Raw genomic sequence first — 21,270 nt, 5'->3', positions numbered from 1 at the left:
TTCATTTTTTGAGGCTAATCCAATAAATAAAACAGATGACAAAATAGGCAGTTCCAATACCGGAAAGTGTGTTCGTGATATAGGCGAACATGCTGTCTTCTTCAAAGACCATTGTTCCTAAATAAGAAAGAACAAAAATAATTATCAGTAATAGGGCAATTAGTTTCCATGATGGTTTTAAAAAATTGGATTTCGATAAGGGTTCTTGCTTTGTTTTCAGCTTGTTAGTAGTCATTTATTCTCCTTAGGAATACAAGTTTGGATAATATCAACTATTTCTTCAATTGGCTCTGCGCAGTCGTTACGCAACCAGCGGGAAATAATCTGAGTGATACCTGCCATGAAAAAGCTAACCATGTAAGCGATACGTATAGGGTCTGTAACACCGTGAGCATGAGATCGGGGAGTAAAAATAGTAGCGACAAGACTGTCAAAACGATCTTTATGTTGGAAATCGAGCTCATGACTGAGATAAATACGGTAGATTTTTTGGTAATCTTTTACAAAGGTTAGATATGGAACAAGATAGGCATCTCCCACCAAGCCTGCCTTTTCATCTGACTTATAATTTGTTTGATAGTGCTTGAATTCAGATTGAAAAAGGCTAGTGAGGTATTGATAAGCATCCTCTAGCAAATCTATTTGGTTGTCATAGTAACTGTAGAAAGTAGAACGGTGGACACCAGCTTCTTTACAAATTTGACTGACAGAAATACGTTCAAATTCTTTTTCATCCAAGAGAAGAATAAGTGCTTGTTGTAATTTTACTTTAGCAGACTCAGTCACTGTAAATACCTCGTGTCTTTTTAGTGTTAGTTTACCGAAAAAACTAGATTTTTTCCAGTTTCCGACAAAATGACTAAAATTTGTCGTGGTTCAATAATTCCCTGCTTGCTATATTTAGAACCTGTATTCATAGTTCATCACTTTCATCTAAGACTAGTTTTTCAGCTACTCATCGTTAGTTTTTTTCAAAGTACAGTCAGTACTCCCTCAAATAACCTATCTTGATTAGCGAAAAATTATTTCTTATATAAAAGCTGAATACAGGTTCTAAATAAAAACAGCCTTCTCAGTGGAGAGGGCTGTTTTGTAGATATTCCCTTAATTCTGTTTGGGCTTGGTGTGGTGTCAGGACAGCTAGAAAGGAGAGGTGGCTTCGGAAGCAGACTTGGTAGTCAGGCTCTTCATCAATCAAGATGAGCTGTCCAGTGTTATCTCGCTGGCGAATGGCTTTGGCTATCTTCAGTCCATCCCAGAATATGTTTTGAGGGGTATTTATGATAAAATAGTAGTTAATTTGATGGGTGACGGGAAAATCTTCCTTGTGTTTGACTTGGAATGGTCGCCCAAGTTGGTTTAAAATCCTTTCTATCGTATTTGGATAGAAGAATGGTTTTAGGATATAAATCATGTAGGTTCCTTTCCTTTCTTTGATATATCTTAGTATAGGAGATTTTAGAGAAAATGGGGTGGCGCTGTCATGAACAGTCTTTATTTTGTCATGAATGGGGGATGAGATGTTACGGATTTTTATCTTGGAAGATGATTTTATGCAACAAGCTAGGTTGGAGCAGGTGATTGAGGAAGCTGTAAAAACGAGTGACGTTGCCTACAAGACCTTAGAAGTGTTTGGTAAACCTCAGCAGTTACTTGAGGCTGTAACAGAGACTGGAAACCATCAACTCTTTTTCCTAGATATTGAGATTAGAGGTGAGGAGAAGAAAGGGATGGAGATTGCACGGGAGATAAGGGCGCGTGATCCGCATGCTGTGATTGTTTTTGTAACGACGCATTCGGAATTTATGCCTTTGACCTATAAATACCGTGTGTCAGCTCTTGATTTTATTGATAAGGGGTTGGATGAGCCTGCCTTTAAGGAAGCGGTGGCAGATGTTCTCCAACATGCTTATAGTCATATCAGTCAGACTGTGAGTGATGATGCTTTTGTTTTCAAGAGTGAGTTTTCTCAGATTCAGGTGCCGTTTTCAGATATTTTGTATTTTGAAACCTCTTCAACGCCTCATAAGGTTGTCTTGACAACCAAGTCAGGTCATACAGAGTTTTATGGCAAGGTATCAGATATTGCTAAAATGGATGAACGTTTGTACCAGAGCCATCGGGCTTATGTGGTCAATCCTGCTAATATTCTTCGTGTGGATGCTGTGGAGCGGATGGTTTATTTTGAACAGGAGGAATCTTGCTTGGTCTCTCGAATGAAACTGAAAGGTTTGCTAGAGAGGGTTGGTAAATGCTAGCGATTGTTCTCATTTTTCTAGTGTCCTTCATCGACTGGTTTATCAAGCTTGGAGTTTTTAATCAGTTGAGTCAGCTGAGCTTGAAATGGTGGCGATTGCTTGCTTTCTCAGGTCTATTTTCGGGATTATTCATCCTTTTTCCAGATAGTATTCCTTACCTCGAACCTTTTTATTTCCTGGTCTATCTTTTGATATTTCAACGGTCTTGGACTTGGTCTCAATCCTTGTTCTACGGTTTGGCACCTTTTGTCTTGGTTGATTTATTTCAGCGAACCTTTGGGATTTACCAGTTTAAGTGGACAACCTTTCAACTATGGCAGACACATCTGGAATGGCTTGATATTCTCTTTGTGGTAGTGGTCCTTTTGCTATTTATTCCTTTTTATCGGACCTTTATCCGTTTGCTGGGAATTGATTTTCAGCACATGAAGAAGGTCTTTGCCTATCCTAAGTTTAAAAAGAGTCTCAAGAACCTAATTTATTCTATGCTCTTCTATATTCTTGTGGTGCATACGTTGCTTGTTTTTGGACAGTCAGTAGGAGAAATGAGTTTTTCGGTGTCGCTTGGTATTGGCGATAGCCTAGTTGTTCTGGATTTTATCAAGATTTATTTTGCTTACTTTATTGGGAGTCTCTTTTTCCTCAATGCCAAGTTAAAAGAGCAGTTGACTGAGGAATTGCAGGAAGCAAAGGACGCTCAATTATCTTCTTTAGAAGACTACAGTCAGCATGTGGAAAGCCTGTATAAGGACATCAGGAGTTTTCGACATGACTATACCAATATTCTAGTCAGTCTGAATGAAGCTATCAAGCAGGAAGATGTCAGTGAAATCAAGGCTATCTATCAAACGGTTTTAGCAGGGACAGACCAGAAATTTTATCAAGATGCCTATGATATTGGAAATCTAGCACATCTGGATAATACTGCGATGAAAAGTATTTTATCTGCTAAGCTGATGGAAGCTCAAAGTCGGGGGATTCAGCTGACCGTTGAGATAGAAGAAGTTAGCACCGCTCCAGTAGGAATCGAATTGCTGGATATGGTGACCATCTTATCAATCTTTTTAGACAATGCCATAGAGGCAGCCAGTTTGTCAGCTGAGAAGAGTCTGCTTGTGGCCTATTTTGAAGACCAAGGTGAAAAAATCCTTATCATCGAAAATAGTACAGTGGAAGTACGGATTCAAACAAAATCTATCTTTTCTTATGGAAAATCCAGTAAGGGAGAGGGGCGAGGGATTGGTTTGGCCAATGTGCAGAAAATTTTGTCACACTATCCGTCTTGTAGACTGGTGACGACTAGTCAGGCTTTTCGATTCCGTCAAGAACTACATGTGCCACAGACAGTTGAAATATAACATTTACCGTTCATGACAAATAAACGACCATTCATTAGAGTGGTCATTTTTTATTGCTCTTTAGGGGTATACTCTTCTTGTAAAACAAATCAAGTCCTAAGGAGTTAAATTATGAATCTGTTTCCTTCAGTATTTCAATCCGTTTTTAAAAGACGTGATGTGAATATTCTTTTAGCCTTTGCCTTCTTGCCCTTGTTGATATCTAGCTTATCAGGGGTAGGAGAAGCTCGAATCAACATAGATGTGACAAGAAGTTGGCTTTCCTTTATCGTGTCGGCTTTGGATTTGCAATTCCAGTTGGTCTTACCTGCCTTAATCATGGGTTTTATCGTATCGTCGGTCTTTCGTGATGAGATTGGTTCAGGAATCCTGTTTCTTTACAAGGATATCAAGAAATCCAGCATTCTTCATGCCAAGTTGCTCAGTCTCTTTGCTGTCTATATGATTTACTTCTTTGGGACGGTTCTTATCGCTAGCCTGACTTATGTCGTTACCATTGCTCCCCAGTATGGTTTCCACTGGCTTCCTGCTCATCAAGCTGCTTATAGTTGGCTCTATATCTTGACGATGATTGGCTTAAATCTGATTTTGCTTAGTCTGGTAGCGGCAGTATCTATCAAGCGAACAACCATAATGGCTGTCTTGATTGGGGTACTTTTTAACCTTTTTGCTCAAATCGCTCCACTTTTAAATGGTTTTCGCTATACTTTCCCACAGACCTATGCGACCAAACTGGCTGGACAGTTTCCATTTGGACTTGCCTTTGCTATTAGTTTAGGTTTGATCCTGCTATATTTTGGATTGGCTTATCGTTCGGCACGCAAGAATTTTGAAAAAATTGAATATTAAAAGATACCTAAGAAAGAGAGAATAACAATGCTTACAATCAAGAACCTATCAAAACAATTTGCTGGAAATGACTTTTACTCATTAAAAGATGTGAGTTTGGAGATTAAAAAGGGTGAAATCGTCGGCCTGATCGGTAAAAACGGAGCTGGGAAATCGACCTTGATGAAATTGATGGCCAAATCCCTCAAGCCGACAACAGGAAGCATTATCTATAATGGTGTGGATATTCATACGGCAGATAACTTGCTCAAAGATTTTGGGATTATGATTGACCCTGTTTTCTATCCAGAGATGTCGGTTATTGATAATTTGAAGTTTTACCTGACTTTGCACGGTAGGACAGAGATGTTTCCAAATATTGAAAAGACTCTCAAGCTCTTAGATTTGTGGGAGGCGCGCAACCGTAAACCAAAAGGGTTCTCATTTGGTATGAAACAGCGGACGGCCTTGGCTATCGCGATGGTAGCAGAGCCAGACTTCCTTATCTTGGATGAGCCTTTTGTGGGCTTGGACCCTGTCGGTGTCCAACAGTTGATTGATATTCTCAAATCTTGGTCACAGGAACGCAATATCTCTATGTTGATTTCCAGTCACCAGCTTGGCGAGTTGGAGGCTCTTTGTGAGCGTTATGTCTATATCGAAAAAGGTCAGTTGGCAGATGAGTTTGCTGGGCAGTCAGCTCCAAGCGTCTTGGTAGAGGTCAATAGCAGAGCAGATAAGAAAGCTCTCTCTACCTATCTGACAGAAGCGATTACTCTGGATGGGGATATCCTAGAGATTTCTACTCAGGCAAGCAGTGGAGAACTAAATGCGGTCCTTGCCCACCTAGCTAGTCAAAACTTGATCAGCAAGCTCCATGTAAAAGAAAACCACTTGAAAGAAATTTTTAGTCGAGGTGAATAGTATGTTAGCAATTTTTAAACCTGTTTTTGCCAGTGTTTGGAAGAGGAAGGAAACCAAGATTTTCCTTGCCTTTGCCTTCCTCTTTCCGACCCTTTTTCTGGCTTCAACCTTTTTACCAAAAGGTTCCAACTTCATGGTGCCTAGTGTAAGCGACGGCTATCTTTATTCATTTGTAGCTTTGACTAGTAGTTTATTTAAGTCTTCAATTGCCTTTACTCTACCTATCCTTGCCCTTTTCTATCTAACCTATACGGTCTTCAAGGGTGAGGCTGATAGTCATACTATGTTTCTCTATAAGGACATCAAGCGTCAGGACATCTTTTGGGCCAAGGTCTTGAGTCTGGTGACGATTGTCCTTATTTATACAGGAATCTTCCTATTGGTGATGGTGCCATATTACTACACACGTATTGGTCATTTGGACTATGCGACCCTGACTTTCTGGGATCACTTGTATGTGATGGAAAATGCAGCATTTGCTCAAAGCATACTGGGGGGGATGCTTGATATGTTAGTCTGTGTCCTACTGTCTGCCTGCCTTTCTTTGTACTCAGGGGTTGGAGCGACCATGGCAGTTGCCTTTGGTTACTCACTTGGGTCAAGTATTTTAGCAGTATTTGGTTTGGCTAGCTTCTTTCCAACTGGTAACATTAATGCCTTGTATGAAGGAGCAAGCCTGTTTTCAACATTAGGAACATCTATTTTGGTTACTTTGGTTTATTCGACGGTATTAGCCTATCTGACATTGAAGTATTTTAAAAAGATGGAATTTTAAGGTGTTATGCCCTTTCTAGTGATTAGAGAGGGTATTTGTTTTGCTTTGCTATTTTCAATAATAGGAAAAAAGCTGAAATCGTGCTATAATAAAGCCATTAATTCATTAAGTAAGGAAGTTTGATATGAAAATTATTGCAGTAGATGCTATGGGAGGTGACCACGCTCCTCAAGCGATTGTGGAGGGGGTCAATCGTGCGATTTCTGAGTTTAAGGATATTGAAATCCAGCTTTATGGTGATGAGGCAAAAATTAAGCAGTATCTAACGGCGACAGAACGTGTTAGCATCATCCATACAGATGAGAAGATTAACTCTGATGATGAGCCAGCAAAGGCTATTCGTCGTAAGAAAAAATCTAGCATGGTGCTGGGTGCTCAAGCTGTCAAAGAAGGACAGGCTGATGCTGTTGTTTCGGCAGGCAATACAGGTGCTTTGTTAGCAGCAGGTCTCTTTGTTGTTGGGCGTATAAAAGGTGTTGACAGACCTGGACTTATGTCTACGCTACCAACACTTGATGGTAAGGGCTACGATATGTTGGATTTAGGAGCTAATGCTGAAAATACAGCTACTCATCTCCATCAATATGCTGTGCTAGGATCTTTTTATGCTAAAAATGTGCGCAATATTGACAAGCCGCGTGTTGGCCTGCTCAACAATGGTACAGAAGATACAAAAGGAGACCCCCTACGCAAGGAGACGTATGCTTTATTGGCAGCAGATACTTCCCTGAACTTTGTGGGGAATGTGGAAGCGCGTGATCTTATGAATGGTGTTGCTGATGTAGTGGTTGCTGATGGTTTCACGGGAAACGCTGTACTTAAGACAATGGAAGGAACAGCTTTAAACTTAATGGGTAGTCTCAAAACTTCCATTAAAGAAGGTGGTCTAATAGCCAAACTTGGTGCCTTATTCTTGAAAGATAGCTTGTATCGTCTGAAAAATACTTTAGATTATACCAGTGCAGGAGGTGCCGTTCTCTTTGGGCTTAAGGCTCCAGTAGTTAAATGTCACGGATCAAGTGATGCAAAATCTGTCTACTATACTCTTAAACAGGTCCGTACGATGCTTCAGACGAATGTAGTGGGTCAGCTTGTAGATGAATTTACCCCGAAAAAGGTAGATTAGGAGGGAATATGACAAAAGAAGCTATTTTTGAACGTATTGTTATCATCATAAAAGAACAACTTCATAAGCCGGAATTAGATATTAAACCTTCAACAACCTTACAGGATGATTTAGGAGTGGATTCAATTTCTTTGATGGAATTTATCATTAGCTTAGAGGATGAATTTGGTTTGGATATTCCAGATGAGGATGTTGAGGATATGATGACGATGGAAGAAATAATGGAGTATTTGTATAGCCGTCTATCGCAGAAATAAACGTTCGTATTTTACGGACGTTTTTATTTTCTTTTAAGAAAAAAGTCTGTAAAATGTTGAACTTTGCTTTTTCTTATGTTAGAATTTAGTTGAATAAATCTGAAAGGCGAACAAAATCATGTCACGACAACTTATTTATACAGGAAAAGCCAAAGATATCTATACCACATCTGAAGATGAGAATTTGATTATTTCGGTTTATAAAGACCAAGCTACCATGCTCAATGGCGCTCGTAAAGAGACTATTCAAGGTAAAGGCGTGCTAAATAATCAAATCTCATCTTTAATTTTTACGAAATTGAATGAAGCTGGTGTGGCCACTCACTTTGTTAAACAATTATCAGAAACCGAACAATTAAATAAAAAAGTTGACATCATTCCACTTGAAGTTGTTTTGCGTAATGTCACTGCAGGTTCATTCTCAAAACGCTTTGGTGTTGAAGAAGGAATCAAATTAGATACTCCAATCGTTGAATTTTACTACAAAAATGATGATTTGGATGATCCGTTTATCAATGATGAACACGTAAAATTCCTTGGTATTGCAAGTGATGAAGATATTGCCTATATCAAAGCAGAAACACGTCGTATTAATGACCTTTTGAAAGATTGGTTTAGCCAAATTGGCCTTAATTTGATTGATTTCAAATTGGAATTTGGTAAAGATAAAGATGGCAATATCATTCTGGCTGATGAATTTTCACCAGATAATTGCCGTCTTTGGGATGCTGAAGGTCACCACATGGATAAAGATGTTTTCCGTCGTGATTTAGGTAGTTTGACAGATGTTTACGAAGTTGTCCTTGACAAACTCAAAGGGCTTAACTAAAAACTGTAATTTCTAATCAAGTAGAAAGAAAAATTCTAAAAAGGGTAAAAAATGAATAAACGAATTTTCGTTGAGAAAAAATCAAATTTTAACATTAAGTCTCAGGCGCTTGTTAAAGAACTCAAACATAATCTTCAATTAACAAGTTTGACTGATTTACGCATTATTCAAGTTTACGATGTTTTTGATTTGGCAGATTCGCTTTTCGAACGTGCTGAAAAACACATTTTTTCTGAACAAGTAACGGATAATATTTTGGCTGAGAGTGATGTGGTTGCTGAACTTGCTAACTACGCTTTCTTTGCTATTGAATCACTTCCAGGTCAATTTGACCAACGTGCAGCGTCCTCACAAGAAGCTTTGCTTTTACTTGGTAGCAATAACGATGTAACGGTTAATACGGCTCAACTTTATCTTGTTAACAAGGATATTGATACTGCTGAACTTGATGCGGTTAAGAATTATCTTCTTAATCCAGTAGATTCTCGTTTTAAAGATATTACGACAGGAATTGCGCCACAAGCATTCTCAGAATCAGATAAAACGATTCCAAATCTTGATTTCTTCAAGACTTATACAGCGGCTGAATTTGCTGATTATAAAGCTGAGCAAGGTTTGGCCATGGAAGTTGATGACCTTGTTTTTATCCAAGACTATTTCAAATCAATTGGGCGCGTGCCAACGGAAACAGAATTGAAAGTTTTGGATACTTACTGGTCAGACCACTGCCGTCACACAACTTTTGAAACTGAGCTTAAACATATTGATTTCTCAGCGTCTAAATTCCAAAAACAATTGCAGGCAACGTATGACAAATACATCGCTATGCGTGATGAACTTGGACGTTCTGAAAAGCCACAAACATTGATGGACATGGCGACAATCTTTGGTCGTTATGAACGTGCGAATGGTCGTTTGGACGATATGGAAGTGTCAGACGAAATTAACGCCTGTTCGGTTGAAATTGAAGTTGATGTGGACGGTGTTAAAGAACCATGGCTTTTGATGTTCAAGAATGAAACACACAATCACCCAACAGAAATTGAACCCTTTGGTGGTGCCGCAACCTGTATTGGTGGCGCAATCCGCGACCCATTGTCAGGACGTTCTTATGTTTACCAAGCAATGCGTATCTCAGGTGCTGGTGATATTACAAGACCAATTTCAGAAACACGTCTTGGTAAATTGCCACAACAAGTGATTTCTAAAACAGCGGCACATGGTTATTCTTCATATGGTAACCAAATCGGTCTTGCCACAACTTATGTTAAAGAATATTTCCACCCAGGATTCGTCGCTAAACGTATGGAACTCGGTGCCGTTGTCGGTGCAGCTCCTAAGGGAAATGTTGTTCGTGAGAAACCAGAAGCTGGTGATGTGGTTATTCTTCTTGGTGGAAAAACTGGTCGTGACGGTGTCGGTGGTGCAACTGGCTCATCTAAAGTTCAAACGGTTGAATCTGTTGAAACAGCTGGTGCAGAAGTTCAAAAAGGGAATGCCATTGAAGAACGTAAAATTCAACGTCTTTTCCGAAATGGTCATGTGACTCGCCTCATTAAAAAATCAAACGACTTTGGTGCTGGTGGTGTCTGTGTGGCAATTGGTGAATTAGCTGATGGTCTTGAAATCGACCTTAACAAAGTTCCTTTGAAATACCAAGGACTTAACGGAACTGAAATTGCTATTTCTGAATCACAAGAACGGATGTCTGTTGTGGTTCGTCCAAAAGATGTGGATGCTTTCATCGCTGAATGTGCCAAGGAAAATATTGACGCGGTAGTGGTTGCCACAGTTACTGAAAAACCAAATCTTGTTATGACTTGGAATGGTCAAACAATCGTTGATATTGAACGTCGTTTCCTTGATACAAACGGTGTGCGCGTGGTGGTTGATGCTAATGTTGTTGACAGTCAAGTTGACATGCCAGAACAACGTACCACTTCAGCTGCGACACTTGAATCTGATACTGTAAATGTTCTTTCTGACCTTAATCACGCTAGTCAAAAAGGTTTACAAACTATCTTTGATAGCTCTGTTGGTCGTTCAACGGTTAACCATCCGATTGGTGGTCGTTATCAAATCACACCAACAGAAAGTTCAGTTCAAAAACTTCCTGTTCAAAACGGTGTAACAACAACAGCGTCAGTTATGGCACAAGGGTTCAACCCTTATATTGCTGAATGGTCACCATATCATGGTGCAGCTTACGCTGTTATCGAAGCAACAGCGCGTTTGGTGGCAACAGGTGCGAATTGGTCTAAAGCACGCTTCTCTTATCAAGAATATTTCCAACGTATGGATAAACAAGCTGAACGCTTTGGACAACCAGTCTCAGCCCTTCTTGGGTCAATTGAAGCGCAATTACAACTTGGTTTGCCATCAATCGGTGGTAAAGACTCAATGTCTGGTACATTTGAAGAATTGACAGTACCACCAACCTTGGTTGCTTTTGGTGTGACAACAGCTGATAGTCGTAAAGTTCTTTCGCCAGAATTTAAAACAGCTGGTGAATACATTTACTACATCCCAGGGCAAGCTATTTCACAAGAGATTGATTTTGATTTGATTAAAGCTAACTTTGCTAAATTTGAAGCGATTCAAAAAGCACACCATATCACATCAGCTTCAGCTGTTAAATATGGTGGTGTGATTGAAAGTTTGGCACTTGCAGCTTTTGGTAACCATATCGGAGCTAAAGTAGAATTGGCAGAGCTTACAACTAGCTTGACAGCACAACTCGGTGGCTTTATCTTTACATCTACTGAAGAAATTGCTGAAGTTAGCAAAATCGGTGAAACAACAGCTGACTTTACACTTGCTGTCAATGGTGTCAACCTTGCAGGAGATAAACTTTTGTCAGCCTTTGAGGGCAAACTTGAAGATGTTTATCCAACTAAATTTGAACAGAGTACAAAACTTGAAGATGTTCCAGCAGTTGCTTCAGATGCAGTGATTAAAGCAAGTGAAAAAGTTGCTGAACCATTGGTTTACATCCCAGTATTCCCTGGTACAAACTCAGAGTACGATTCAGCTAAAGCCTTTGAACAAGCAGGTGCAAAAGTTAACTTGGTACCATTTGTAACACTTGATGAAGCAGCTATTGAAGCATCTGTTGACACAATGGTTGACAATATCAGTAAAGCTAATATTATCTTCTTTGCAGGTGGCTTCTCAGCTGCTGATGAACCAGATGGTTCGGCTAAATTCATTGTCAACATCCTCTTGAACCAAAAAGTCCGCGCAGCCATTGACAGCTTTATTGAAAAAGGTGGTCTCATCATTGGTATTTGTAATGGATTCCAAGCGCTTGTCAAATCAGGTCTGCTTCCATACGGTAACTTTGAAGATGCGACTGAAACAAGTCCAACCCTTTTCTACAATGATGCTAACCAGCACGTGGCGAAAATGGTTGAAACACGTATTGCCAATACGAATTCACCGTGGCTTGCAGGTGTTGAAGTGGGTGATGTTCATGCTATTCCAGTATCACATGGTGAAGGTAAATTCGTCGTAACAGATGAAGAATTTGCAGAACTGCGTGATAATGGACAAATCTTCAGCCAATACGTTGATTTTGACGGTAAACCAAGTATGGATTCTAAATATAATCCAAACGGCTCTGTTCATGCGATTGAAGGTATTACAAGCAAGAACGGTCAAATCATTGGTAAAATGGGACACTCAGAACGTTATGAAAATGGTCTCTTCCAAAATATCCCAGGAAATAAAGACCAAAAATTATTTGAAAGTGCAGTGAAATACTTTACTGGGGAATAGACGTTTGCTCAAGGCCTATTTGCAGAAAGGATATTATGAATCAATATGTCGCAAGGCTAGAAAATGATTTTTCGCTCATAGAACATGGATTTAAAGAGGAAGAAAAAAGAGCCTTACTGATTATAAGTCCAACGATGATGAATATATCAAGAAATTAGCATGTTTAGCTTATCAATCTGATGTTTACCAAGTAAGAATGTATGCTGTATTCCTTTTTGGATATTTATCAAAGGATGAAGAAATTTTAATATTCATGAGAGATGAAGTTTCCAAAGATGATAACTGGAGAGTTCAAGAAGTGTTAGCAAAAGCATTTGATGAATTTTGCAAGAAAACGGGATATGAAACAGCACTTCCTATTATTGACGAATGGTTAAAAAACAGCAATTCTAATACGAGAAGAGCTGTTACAGAGGGTCTAAGAATATGGACAAGTAGACCATATTTTAAAGAAAATCCTAACGAAGCTATTAGAAGAATAGCTAGTTTAAAAGAAGATGAAAGTGAATATGTTAGAAAATCAGTAGGGAATGCTTTAAGGGATATTAGCAAAAAATTTCCAGATTTGGTGAACGTTGAGTTAAAAACTTGGAAAATAGAAAGTAGAGAGATTCGTCAAGTTTATAAATTGGCAAGTAAATTTATTGAAGCTTAGGATTTAAGTGCAAAAGGTATATAAAATGACATACGAAGTAAAATCTTTAAATGAGGAATGTGGTGTTTTTGGGATTTGGGGGCACCCTCAAGCAGCTCAAGTGACTTATTTTGGACTCCACAGTCTTCAACACCGCGGTCAAGAAGGTGCTGGTATCGTCGCAAATGATAATGGCAAACTTCTTCAGCACCGTAATACTGGTCTTCTTTCAGAAGTATTTAAAAATCCTGCTGATTTGGAAAAATTAACAGGGACTGCAGCTATTGGTCACGTTCGCTATGCGACTGCTGGCTCTGCATCTATTAATAACATTCAACCATTTCTTTACAACTTTACAGACGAGCAATTTGGGCTTTGTCACAATGGTAATTTGACAAATGCAGTATCATTGAAAAAAGAATTGGAAGACCAAGGGGCGATTTTTAATGCCTCATCTGATACTGAAATTCTAATGCATTTGATTCGCCGTAGCCATAATCCTGAGTTTATCGGTAAAGTCAAAGAAGCGTTGAACACTGTCAAAGGTGGCTTTGCTTATCTTTTGATGACAGAAGATAAATTGATTGCTGCGCTTGACCCAAATGGTTTTCGTCCGTTGTCAATTGGGCAAATGGCAAATGGTGCTTGGGTAGTATCAAGCGAAACGTGTGCCTTTGAAGTGGTTGGTGCTAAATGGGTTCGTGATGTAAAACCAGGAGAACTTGTTATCATTGATGACAATGGCATTCAGTATGACACTTACACAAATGATACACAGCTTGCTATCTGTTCAATGGAATATATCTATTTTGCACGTCCTGACAGTGATATTTATGGAGTCAATGTTCACACGGCTCGTAAAAATATGGGGAAACGTTTGGCACAGGAATTTCAACATGAAGCTGATATTGTCGTTGGTGTACCGAATTCATCACTTTCAGCAGCGATGGGATTTGCTGAAGAATCAGGTCTCCCAAATGAAATGGGCTTGGTGAAAAATCAGTACACACAACGTACTTTCATTCAACCGACACAAGAGTTGCGTGAACAAGGTGTTCGCATGAAGCTCTCAGCCGTATCTGGTGTTGTTAAAGGTAAGCGCGTAGTTATGATTGATGATTCTATCGTACGTGGAACAACATCACGCCGTATCGTTCGTTTGCTTCGTGAAGCTGGTGCAACAGAAGTTCATGTGGCAATCGGTAGTCCAGAATTGAAATACCCATGTTTCTACGGTATTGATATTCAAAATCGCCGTGAATTGATTTCAGCTAACCACACTAAAGATGAAGTTTGTGAGATTATCGGTGCGGATAGCTTGACTTACTTGTCAATTGACGGTTTGATTGAATCAATTGGTCTTGATACAGATGCACCAAATGGTGGTTTGTGTGTAGCTTACTTTGACGGTAAGTATCCAACACCACTTTACGATTACGAAGAACCTTACCTCAAGAGCTTAGAAGAAAAAACAAGCTTCTATATTCATGAAGTTAATGAAAATAAATAGCTTTTTACTTAAGGAAATGGGGAACGAATGTTTTCAGATAAATATATTGAAAAGGTTATAGCAACTCACTCACATCTTTGTGTCGGTTTAGACCCGATTTTAGATAAATATCCAACTTATCTTTTACAAGAAGCTGCAAAAAAATATGGTAAAACTCCAAAGGGGGCTGCATACGCTATTTTGACATTCAATAAATTGGTTATTGATTTGATTGACGGTAAAGTGCCTGCTATTAAACCTCAATTGGCATATTTTGAAAAATATGGTGCGGATGGTTTACAAGCTTTTTGGGATACTGTTGATTATGCTCATGAAAAAGGTTTATTGGTTATTGCGGATGCTAAACGTGGTGACATTGGGACAACTTCTGAAGCTTATGCCAAAGCTTTCTTTAAAGGTTCTTGTGATGAATGGATGGAAAAATCTTGCTATGTTGATGCTGTTACTGTAAATCCTTTCTTAGGTAGTGATGGTGTGAACCCATTTGTAGAGGTAGGGCAAGAAACTGGTTGTGGAACAATTATTCTTGTTAAGACTAGTAATCCATCATCTGGTGAGTTACAGGATAAGGAAACTGTTGGTGATAATACAGTATCAGAACTTATTTGTGACTATATTAATGAGCACGGAACAAAGGTTGGTAAATATGGTTATTCTGACTTAGGTGCGGTTATTGGTGCAACTTATCCAGAAGAAGTTGCTAAGTTTAGAACACTATTACCAAAATCATTGTTCTTGATGCCAGGAATTGGGTATCAAGGTGGTGATGTTACTTTGCTTGAATCGGCATTTGATGACAAAGGAACAGGTGTCATTATTCCTTGTTCGAGAGCTATCAATTATGCTTATGACAATGTTAATGCTTCACATGAAGAAGTTAAAAATGCAATTTCTAAGGCTGTTGATGATTACAATAAATTAATCAACGACACTTTAGAACACTCAAATAAACTTATTTGGAAAAACGTTTAATAGCTCTGCTATTTCCAAAGAAAGGAAAGAAAATGACAGAAAATAAAAATGCTTACGCCCCATGTCTTACCACTGACTAAAGGCTAAAGCATTTGTCAGTGGACGCTTTGTCCTATGGGACCAAAGCTAAAGACCTGACTAGTTTTTTCAGTTAAAATGATGGTTTGACTGAAAAAACGTCGCAATCTCCAAAATGGTTTTTTGACAAAAAAAGAGAAGGAAAAATATTATGACAAAAAATGCTTATGCTCAATCTGGTGTTGATGTTGAAGCGGGTTATGAAGTTGTTGCACGTATCAAAAAACACGTTGCGCGTACTGAGCGTGCAGGTGTTATGGGAGCTCTTGGTGGCTTTGGTGGTATGTTCGACCTTACAAAAACTGGTGTGAAAGAACCTGTTTTGATTTCAGGAACTGATGGTGTGGGAACAAAACTCATGCTTGCCATCAAATATGATAAGCACGACACCATTGGTCAGGACTGTGTGGCCATGTGTGTCAACGATATCATTGCAGCTGGTGCGGAACCACTTTACTTCCTAGATTACATTGCAACTGGTAAAAATGAACCTGCAAAACTTGAACAAGTCGTTGCAGGTGTTGCTGAAGGTTGTGTTCAATCTGGCGCAGCTCTTATCGGTGGTGAAACTGCTGAAATGCCTGGAATGTACGGTGAAGATGACTATGATTTGGCGGGATTTGCTGTAGGTGTGGCTGAAAAATCACAAATCATTGATGGTTCAAAGGTTGCTGAGGGAGATGTTCTTCTTGGACTTGCTTCAAGTGGGATTCATTCAAATGGTTATTCACTTGTCCGTCGCGTCTTTGCTGATTATACGGGTGAAGAGGTCCTTCCAGAGCTTGAGGGTAAACAGTTGAAAGACGTTCTTCTTGAGCCAACACGCATCTATGTGAAAGCAGTGCTTCCACTCATCAAGGAAGAGTTAGTTAACGGTATTGCCCACATCACTGGCGGTGGTTTCATTGAAAATGTTCCACGTATGTTTGCGGATGATTTAGCGGCTGAAATCGAAGAAGATAAAGTTCCTGTTCTTCCAATTTTTAAGGCTATTGAGAAATATGGTAGCATCAAACATGAAGAGATGTTTGAAATCTTTAATATGGGTATTGGTTTGATGTTGGCAGTCAGTCCTGATAAGGTTGAGCGTGTGAAAGCCTTGCTTGACGAGCCTGTTTACGAACTTGGTCGCATCGTGAAAAAAGCTGATGCAAGTGTGGTGATTAAGTAATGAAAAAAATTGCAGTTTTTGCTTCTGGCAATGGCTCAAACTTCCAGGTGATTGCAGAGCAATTTCCCGTTGACTTTGTCTTTTCAGATCACCGAGATGCTTATGTCTTAGAGCGTGCAGAAAAACTCGGTGTGACAGCCCATGCATTTGAACTCAAGGAGTTTGACAACAAAGTCGCTTACGAAGAGGCAATCGTTGCTTTACTTGAAGAATATGACATTGACTTGGTTTGCTTGGCAGGTTACATGAAAATCGTAGGACCGACCTTATTGGCCGCTTACGAAGGTCGTATCATCAACATCCACCCAGCCTACCTACCTGAATTTCCAGGAGCTCATGGTATTGAAGATGCTTGGGAAGCGGGAGTGGACCAGTCGGGTGTCACGATTCACTGGGTGGACAGCGGTGTGGACACAGGAAAAGTCATCAAACAAGTACGTGTGCCACGCTTGGCAGATGACACCATTGAAAGCTTTGAAGCTCGTATTCACGAAGCAGAGTATCAGCTTTATCCAGAAGTTTTGGAGGAGTTGGGAGTGACTAGGAAAGTCTAGTCTAGTTTAGGAGGTTAATGATTCTCCTAAATGATGATATAACATTAACCTCAAGGGGACAGAGTGATGAAACGTCGAATAGTTTGGTTGACTGTGTTTGTTTGCTCTTATCTTATTTTGGCAACTATTTTCAACCAATTGCTACTGTTTTTCTTAGATAAAAGTTTACGAGAAAGTATCGCTATTTTTCTTGCGAGCATTCTAGCTTTTTTCATCAGTTTATATGTTGATAAGAGGTACTAGTAGTGAAAACAATCATGCTGATAACTCTCATATACCCTGTTTGTATTGGCTTGGCAGATAGTGTGATAACCTTTATGACACATTTTTGAAGAATGGCGTTAGATTTAGCGGTTGCTTCACTCGTATTGACTGTTTACCATAGTCATAAGCAAAAGAAATGATAGATTTCAAGAAAGGAAAAATACATGACAAAACGTGCACTAATTAGTGTTTCTGATAAAGCGGGCATTGTTGACTTTGCCCAAGAATTGACAAAACTTGGTTGGGAGATTATCTCAACTGGAGGGACAAAGGTTGCCCTTGATACTGCTGGGGTTAAAACCATTGCCATTGATGATGTGACAGGTTTTCCTGAAATGATGGATGGTCGTGTTAAGACGCTTCATCCGAAAATCCATGGTGGACTTTTGGCGCGTCGTGACACAGAAAGTCACTTGCAGGCGGCTCAAGACCATGAAATTGGCTTGATTGATTTGGTGGTGGTAAACCTTTATCCTTTTAAGGAAACCATCTTGAAACCAGATGTGACTTATGCTGATGCGGTTGAAAACATTGACATTGGTGGACCGTCAATGCTTCGCTCTGCAGCCAAAAACCATGCAAGTGTGACTGTTGTTGTTGATCCAGCAGACTATGCTGTAGTACTTGATGAATTGTCAGCTAATGGAGAAACAACTTACGAAACGCGTCAACGCCTAGCAGCGAAAGTTTTCCGTCATACCGCAGCTTACGATGCCTTGATTGCAGAGTACTTTACGGCACAAGTCGGGGAAACTAAGCCTGAAAAGCTGACCATCACCTACGACCTCAAGCAGCCTATGCGCTACGGTGAAAACCCGCAACAAGATGCAGACTTTTATCAAAAAGCTTTGCCAACAGATTACTCAATAGCTTCTGCCAAACAGTTGAACGGTAAAGAATTATCCTTCAACAATATCCGTGATGCAGATGCGGCCATTCGTATTATCCGTGACTTCAAAGATCGTCCAACGGTTGTGGCACTTAAGCACATGAACCCATGTGGAATCGGTCAAGCAGATGACATTGAGACAGCTTGGGATTATGCTTATGAGGCTGACCCTGTATCCATTTTCGGAGGCATCGTTGTTCTCAACAGAGAAGTAGATGCAGTGACGGCTGAAAAGATGCACCCGATTTTCTTAGAAATCATCATCGCACCAAGTTATACAGAAGAAGCGCTAGCTATTTTAACCAATAAAAAGAAAAATCTCCGTCTTCTTGAGTTGGCTTTTGATGCGCAAGAGGCCAGTGAGGCTGAAAAAGAATACACCGGTGTTGTGGGAGGTCTTTTGGTACAAAACCAAGATGTTGTCGAAGAAAATCCAGCTAATTGGAAAGTTGTGACAAAACGTCAACCAAACGATCAAGAAAAAACTGCGCTCGAATTTGCTTGGAAAGCTATCAAATACGTAAAATCTAACGGTATCATTGTGACAAATGACCACATGACACTTGGTGTTGGTCCTGGTCAAACAAACCGTGTGGCTTCTGTTCGTATCGCTCTTGACCAAGCCAAAGATCGTCTTGACGGTGCTGTCCTTGCTTCAGACGCTTTCTTCCCATTTGCAGATAATGTTGAAGAAATTGCTGCCGCAGGTGTGAAAGCAATCATTCAACCTGGTGGTTCAGTCCGTGACCAAGAATCAATCGACATGGCAGACAAATATGGTATTACCATGGTATTTACAGGAGTTCGTCATTTTAGACATTAAGAATTTCGAAAATAGCAATAAGCACCCCAAACGTTAGGGTGCTTATTTTAAGTTTTCCGCAAGTTTTCTTTAAGCCTGTCTTAAGCTAGTCCAGCTATACTATAACCATCCTAGCAATAGGACTCCTAAAACTTTTCTTTTTCATAAATCTCCTAAGAAAACATCAGCTCAAGTTGGTGTTTTTTTTGCTTTTACGAATATGTAAGTGAGTAGAAATTGACAAGGGGAGGAAAAAGTCATAAAATTAGAATACAAAGTATTCAAGAGGTAAAAACTATGGCAACAATGACATTACGTATCAATGAAGAAGACAGTGAACTGATTAAAAAATACATCCAACTACATGGGCTAACCATTTCAGAATTTGCTCGTCAATCCATGATTGAAAAAATCGAAGATGAATATGATTTGAAAATATTGCGACAAGCCATGGCAGAAGACGATGGTATGAGGATTTCGCACGAAGAACTCATGAAGGAATTTGGTCTATGAATTATCGAGTAACTTACATGAAAAAAGCGGTTAAACAGCTTAAAAAACTAGATTCTTTCACGAGGTCAACCATTTTATATTGGATTGACAAAAACTTGGCAAGCGCATCAAATCCTCGTCAGCATGGCAAGGGATTAACCGCCAATCATTCTGGAGAATGGCGCTACCGTGTAGGAAGCTATCGCATCCCGGCGAATATTTACGATGATGAAATAGTCATTGAAATATTTGCGGTGGGGCATAGAAAGGATATTTCTTAGAAGCAGGCTGAATGGCTTGCTTTTTGGTATAATTAAGAAAATGAACAATTAGAATAAAGAAGATTTTGGGAAGAGGTATTTAAAGGTGTTTGCTAAAGAAGCTGGAAAAAAGATTGATGGTTGTATTTGTTGTGAAAATCACAATGACTTCACTTTACCTAAAGATGTAATAGATGCAGCATTGGATAATGACCTAATTTTATTTTGTGGTGCAGGTATAAGTACAGAAACTAGAAAGGTTATGCCTTATACTTTTTATACTGAAATTAAAAATAGTCTTCTAGGTATGGGTAAAGAAATCAATGATGATACTTCTTTTTCGAAAATGATGACAGAATATTGTAGCGCTTTGCGAAACGGAAGAAAAAGTTTGTACCAGCTAATCCAAAAAAGATTTCAGATGGTAAAAAATTTTCCAGAGTTATATAGTTCTGCAACAGAATTTCATAAAGAAGTTGCTCAAATACCTCAAATAAATACTGTCATCACAACGAATTGGGATACTTATTTTGAAGATGAGTGTGACATGTTTCCCATTATTTATAATGAAGATGTGGCACTTTGGGATACATTTGAAAAACGAGTTTTCAAAATTCATGGTTCAATAAAAAATGTTGGTTCAATAGTTGCTACAGAAGAAGATTATCAAAAATGCCATAAGAGACTATCGGAAGACCCAATTGGTGATAGATTAAAAACAATTCTTAGTACTAAAACGGTTGTTTTCATTGGATTTTCATTTGGTGATGAAGATTTGAATGAGTTGATTGATGTTCTATCAGGAAAACTAGGTGATTTTTCGAACCAATATTATTTAGTCACAATTGATAAGAATTGGGAGAAAAATAAAGACAAAAGAATAATCCCCATCATTACTGATGGAACTTTCTTTATTCAGTCTTTGAAAGAAGAGCTAATTACTCGAGGTTTTTTGGTAAAAAACAGTATCTATGATTATGCTAAAGAATGGAATCATCTATTATCAGAGGAGCATATGAAATTAACTAATCATGAAAATTTTGTAGATATTTTAACCGAGTATCCAGAATTATTATTGACAATTGCCTATCAAGATGGATTAATCCACGCTTACCAAAGGTGTATTGCTAATGAGGCTAATGGTTCTTTTTTGAAACATGGATATTTAAATGAGGTAGCTCATCAATATAATACTTTTTATGAAAAAAGGCTGGAAGAAAGAAATTTTAATTTGGCTTACTATGACTTAGGGTATTCTGATGGTATGATTAGTTTGGGTTTGCTTTCAGACGGTAACGGCGAAGCATACTGTCCACCACCGTATATTTATGATGATAAGTTTTTTGAAGCTACAGAAGAGTTGATTTCATATCTAGAAAAAAATAGGAATGAGGAGATTTTTAAATATTGTCAACAAATTGTAAATGAATTTCCTAAGGGGACAATTCCTCATAATCGTCCCTGGTTTTGTTAAAATTCTAAATATTTCTTGTTTCATTGAACCGTACCCCA

The 21,270-nt window shown here is 39.0% G+C and carries 20 protein-coding genes and 1 pseudogene; 18 read left to right on the top strand and 3 right to left on the bottom strand.

Annotated features, from left to right (window positions below):
- Position 1: 1 nt before the first annotated feature.
- The 3 genes from ABZ559_RS12645 to ABZ559_RS12635 all read right to left on the bottom strand — a co-directional run bounded on the left by ABZ559_RS12645 (position 2) and on the right by ABZ559_RS12635 (position 1,414).
- A complete protein-coding gene (locus tag ABZ559_RS12645) occupies positions 2 to 235 on the bottom strand; it encodes a hypothetical protein (RefSeq protein WP_367006677.1) in 234 nt (77 codons plus the stop codon).
- Positions 232 to 786: a TetR/AcrR family transcriptional regulator gene (locus ABZ559_RS12640; protein ID WP_367006676.1), complete on the bottom strand. Its 555-nt coding sequence runs from the start codon at positions 784 to 786 to the stop codon at positions 232 to 234. Before ABZ559_RS12640 ends, ABZ559_RS12645 begins: the two co-directional genes overlap by 4 nt.
- A gap of 286 nt (positions 787 to 1,072) precedes the next feature.
- The gene (locus tag ABZ559_RS12635; RefSeq protein WP_277291053.1) at positions 1,073 to 1,414 is read right to left on the bottom strand and encodes a hypothetical protein; all 342 of its coding nucleotides are present in this window, start codon (positions 1,412 to 1,414) and stop codon (positions 1,073 to 1,075) included.
- Positions 1,415 to 1,520: 106 nt separating this feature from the next.
- Here ABZ559_RS12635 and ABZ559_RS12630 point away from each other — a divergent pair, with 106 nt between their 5' ends.
- From ABZ559_RS12630 to ABZ559_RS12545, 18 genes and pseudogenes are all read left to right on the top strand, one after another.
- Complete coding sequence (locus ABZ559_RS12630; RefSeq protein WP_367006675.1) at positions 1,521 to 2,258, top strand: response regulator transcription factor; 738 nt, start codon at positions 1,521 to 1,523, stop codon at positions 2,256 to 2,258.
- On the top strand, positions 2,252 to 3,616 hold the full coding sequence (locus ABZ559_RS12625; RefSeq protein ID WP_367006673.1) for a GHKL domain-containing protein: 1,365 nt from the start codon (positions 2,252 to 2,254) through the stop codon (positions 3,614 to 3,616). Before ABZ559_RS12630 ends, ABZ559_RS12625 begins: the two co-directional genes overlap by 7 nt.
- Positions 3,617 to 3,727: 111 nt before the next feature.
- Positions 3,728 to 4,465: a hypothetical protein gene (locus ABZ559_RS12620; protein ID WP_367006671.1), complete on the top strand. Its 738-nt coding sequence runs from the start codon at positions 3,728 to 3,730 to the stop codon at positions 4,463 to 4,465.
- 27 nt (positions 4,466 to 4,492) lie between these two features.
- Positions 4,493 to 5,368, top strand: a complete 876-nt coding sequence (locus tag ABZ559_RS12615) for an ABC transporter ATP-binding protein (protein WP_367006668.1) — start codon at positions 4,493 to 4,495, stop codon at positions 5,366 to 5,368.
- A 1-nt stretch (position 5,369) separates the two neighbouring features.
- Entirely contained in the window at positions 5,370 to 6,143 is a 774-nt protein-coding gene (locus ABZ559_RS12610) for a hypothetical protein (RefSeq protein ID WP_367006667.1), read from the top strand.
- Between the two features lie 124 nt (positions 6,144 to 6,267).
- Positions 6,268 to 7,269 (top strand): phosphate acyltransferase PlsX, encoded by a 1,002-nt coding sequence (plsX, locus tag ABZ559_RS12605; RefSeq protein ID WP_367006665.1) that lies wholly within the window; start codon positions 6,268 to 6,270, stop codon positions 7,267 to 7,269.
- 8 nt (positions 7,270 to 7,277) lie between these two features.
- Complete coding sequence (locus ABZ559_RS12600) at positions 7,278 to 7,526, top strand: acyl carrier protein (RefSeq protein WP_018375452.1); 249 nt, start codon at positions 7,278 to 7,280, stop codon at positions 7,524 to 7,526.
- A gap of 118 nt (positions 7,527 to 7,644) precedes the next feature.
- Complete coding sequence (gene purC / locus ABZ559_RS12595) at positions 7,645 to 8,355, top strand: phosphoribosylaminoimidazolesuccinocarboxamide synthase (protein WP_367006663.1); 711 nt, start codon at positions 7,645 to 7,647, stop codon at positions 8,353 to 8,355.
- 51 nt (positions 8,356 to 8,406) lie between these two features.
- Complete coding sequence (locus ABZ559_RS12590; RefSeq protein ID WP_367006661.1) at positions 8,407 to 12,132, top strand: phosphoribosylformylglycinamidine synthase; 3,726 nt, start codon at positions 8,407 to 8,409, stop codon at positions 12,130 to 12,132.
- Between the two features lie 35 nt (positions 12,133 to 12,167).
- Positions 12,168 to 12,787 (top strand): annotated as a pseudogene (locus ABZ559_RS12585) (DNA alkylation repair protein).
- Between the two features lie 25 nt (positions 12,788 to 12,812).
- A complete protein-coding gene (gene purF / locus ABZ559_RS12580) occupies positions 12,813 to 14,276 on the top strand; it encodes an amidophosphoribosyltransferase (RefSeq protein ID WP_367006659.1) in 1,464 nt (487 codons plus the stop codon).
- Between the two features lie 27 nt (positions 14,277 to 14,303).
- Positions 14,304 to 15,248: an orotidine-5'-phosphate decarboxylase gene (gene pyrF / locus ABZ559_RS12575; protein WP_277291565.1), complete on the top strand. Its 945-nt coding sequence runs from the start codon at positions 14,304 to 14,306 to the stop codon at positions 15,246 to 15,248.
- A 229-nt stretch (positions 15,249 to 15,477) separates the two neighbouring features.
- The gene (gene purM, locus ABZ559_RS12570) at positions 15,478 to 16,497 is read left to right on the top strand and encodes a phosphoribosylformylglycinamidine cyclo-ligase (protein WP_018375447.1); all 1,020 of its coding nucleotides are present in this window, start codon (positions 15,478 to 15,480) and stop codon (positions 16,495 to 16,497) included.
- Entirely contained in the window at positions 16,497 to 17,051 is a 555-nt protein-coding gene (purN, locus tag ABZ559_RS12565) for a phosphoribosylglycinamide formyltransferase (RefSeq protein WP_367006658.1), read from the top strand. Before purM ends, purN begins: the two co-directional genes overlap by 1 nt.
- A 428-nt stretch (positions 17,052 to 17,479) precedes the next feature.
- Entirely contained in the window at positions 17,480 to 19,027 is a 1,548-nt protein-coding gene (gene purH, locus ABZ559_RS12560) for a bifunctional phosphoribosylaminoimidazolecarboxamide formyltransferase/IMP cyclohydrolase (RefSeq protein ID WP_367006657.1), read from the top strand.
- A gap of 276 nt (positions 19,028 to 19,303) precedes the next feature.
- On the top strand, positions 19,304 to 19,519 hold the full coding sequence (gene relB / locus ABZ559_RS12555) for a type II toxin-antitoxin system RelB family antitoxin (RefSeq protein ID WP_367006655.1): 216 nt from the start codon (positions 19,304 to 19,306) through the stop codon (positions 19,517 to 19,519).
- Positions 19,516 to 19,779, top strand: coding sequence for a type II toxin-antitoxin system RelE/ParE family toxin (locus ABZ559_RS12550; RefSeq protein WP_367006653.1), 264 nt, complete (start codon positions 19,516 to 19,518; stop codon positions 19,777 to 19,779). Before relB ends, ABZ559_RS12550 begins: the two co-directional genes overlap by 4 nt.
- A gap of 85 nt (positions 19,780 to 19,864) precedes the next feature.
- Positions 19,865 to 21,232 (top strand): SIR2 family protein, encoded by a 1,368-nt coding sequence (locus ABZ559_RS12545; RefSeq protein WP_367006651.1) that lies wholly within the window; start codon positions 19,865 to 19,867, stop codon positions 21,230 to 21,232.
- Positions 21,233 to 21,270 lie beyond the last annotated feature (38 nt).

Origin of the sequence: Streptococcus sp. ZY19097, from assembly GCF_040731245.1 — a bacterium.
Lineage (GTDB): Bacteria > Bacillota > Bacilli > Lactobacillales > Streptococcaceae > Streptococcus > Streptococcus orisratti.
This window is presented reverse-complemented; position numbering and strand designations above follow the sequence as displayed.

What these genes read in the sequence shown, in the direction of transcription:
- ABZ559_RS12645 (WP_367006677.1), bottom strand. Translation starts at nt 235, where the DNA reads ATGACTACTAACAAGCTGAAAACAAAGCAAGAACCCTTATCGAAATCC.
- ABZ559_RS12635 (WP_277291053.1), bottom strand. Translation starts at nt 1,414, where the DNA reads ATGATTTATATCCTAAAACCATTCTTCTATCCAAATACGATAGAAAGG.
- ABZ559_RS12630 (WP_367006675.1), top strand. Translation starts at nt 1,521, where the DNA reads ATGTTACGGATTTTTATCTTGGAAGATGATTTTATGCAACAAGCTAGG.
- ABZ559_RS12625 (WP_367006673.1), top strand. Translation starts at nt 2,252, where the DNA reads ATGCTAGCGATTGTTCTCATTTTTCTAGTGTCCTTCATCGACTGGTTT.
- ABZ559_RS12620 (WP_367006671.1), top strand. Translation starts at nt 3,728, where the DNA reads ATGAATCTGTTTCCTTCAGTATTTCAATCCGTTTTTAAAAGACGTGAT.
- ABZ559_RS12615 (WP_367006668.1), top strand. Translation starts at nt 4,493, where the DNA reads ATGCTTACAATCAAGAACCTATCAAAACAATTTGCTGGAAATGACTTT.
- ABZ559_RS12610 (WP_367006667.1), top strand. Translation starts at nt 5,370, where the DNA reads ATGTTAGCAATTTTTAAACCTGTTTTTGCCAGTGTTTGGAAGAGGAAG.
- plsX (WP_367006665.1), top strand. Translation starts at nt 6,268, where the DNA reads ATGAAAATTATTGCAGTAGATGCTATGGGAGGTGACCACGCTCCTCAA.
- ABZ559_RS12600 (WP_018375452.1), top strand. Translation starts at nt 7,278, where the DNA reads ATGACAAAAGAAGCTATTTTTGAACGTATTGTTATCATCATAAAAGAA.
- purC (WP_367006663.1), top strand. Translation starts at nt 7,645, where the DNA reads ATGTCACGACAACTTATTTATACAGGAAAAGCCAAAGATATCTATACC.
- ABZ559_RS12590 (WP_367006661.1), top strand. Translation starts at nt 8,407, where the DNA reads ATGAATAAACGAATTTTCGTTGAGAAAAAATCAAATTTTAACATTAAG.
- purF (WP_367006659.1), top strand. Translation starts at nt 12,813, where the DNA reads ATGACATACGAAGTAAAATCTTTAAATGAGGAATGTGGTGTTTTTGGG.
- pyrF (WP_277291565.1), top strand. Translation starts at nt 14,304, where the DNA reads ATGTTTTCAGATAAATATATTGAAAAGGTTATAGCAACTCACTCACAT.
- purM (WP_018375447.1), top strand. Translation starts at nt 15,478, where the DNA reads ATGACAAAAAATGCTTATGCTCAATCTGGTGTTGATGTTGAAGCGGGT.
- purN (WP_367006658.1), top strand. Translation starts at nt 16,497, where the DNA reads ATGAAAAAAATTGCAGTTTTTGCTTCTGGCAATGGCTCAAACTTCCAG.
- purH (WP_367006657.1), top strand. Translation starts at nt 17,480, where the DNA reads ATGACAAAACGTGCACTAATTAGTGTTTCTGATAAAGCGGGCATTGTT.
- relB (WP_367006655.1), top strand. Translation starts at nt 19,304, where the DNA reads ATGGCAACAATGACATTACGTATCAATGAAGAAGACAGTGAACTGATT.
- ABZ559_RS12550 (WP_367006653.1), top strand. Translation starts at nt 19,516, where the DNA reads ATGAATTATCGAGTAACTTACATGAAAAAAGCGGTTAAACAGCTTAAA.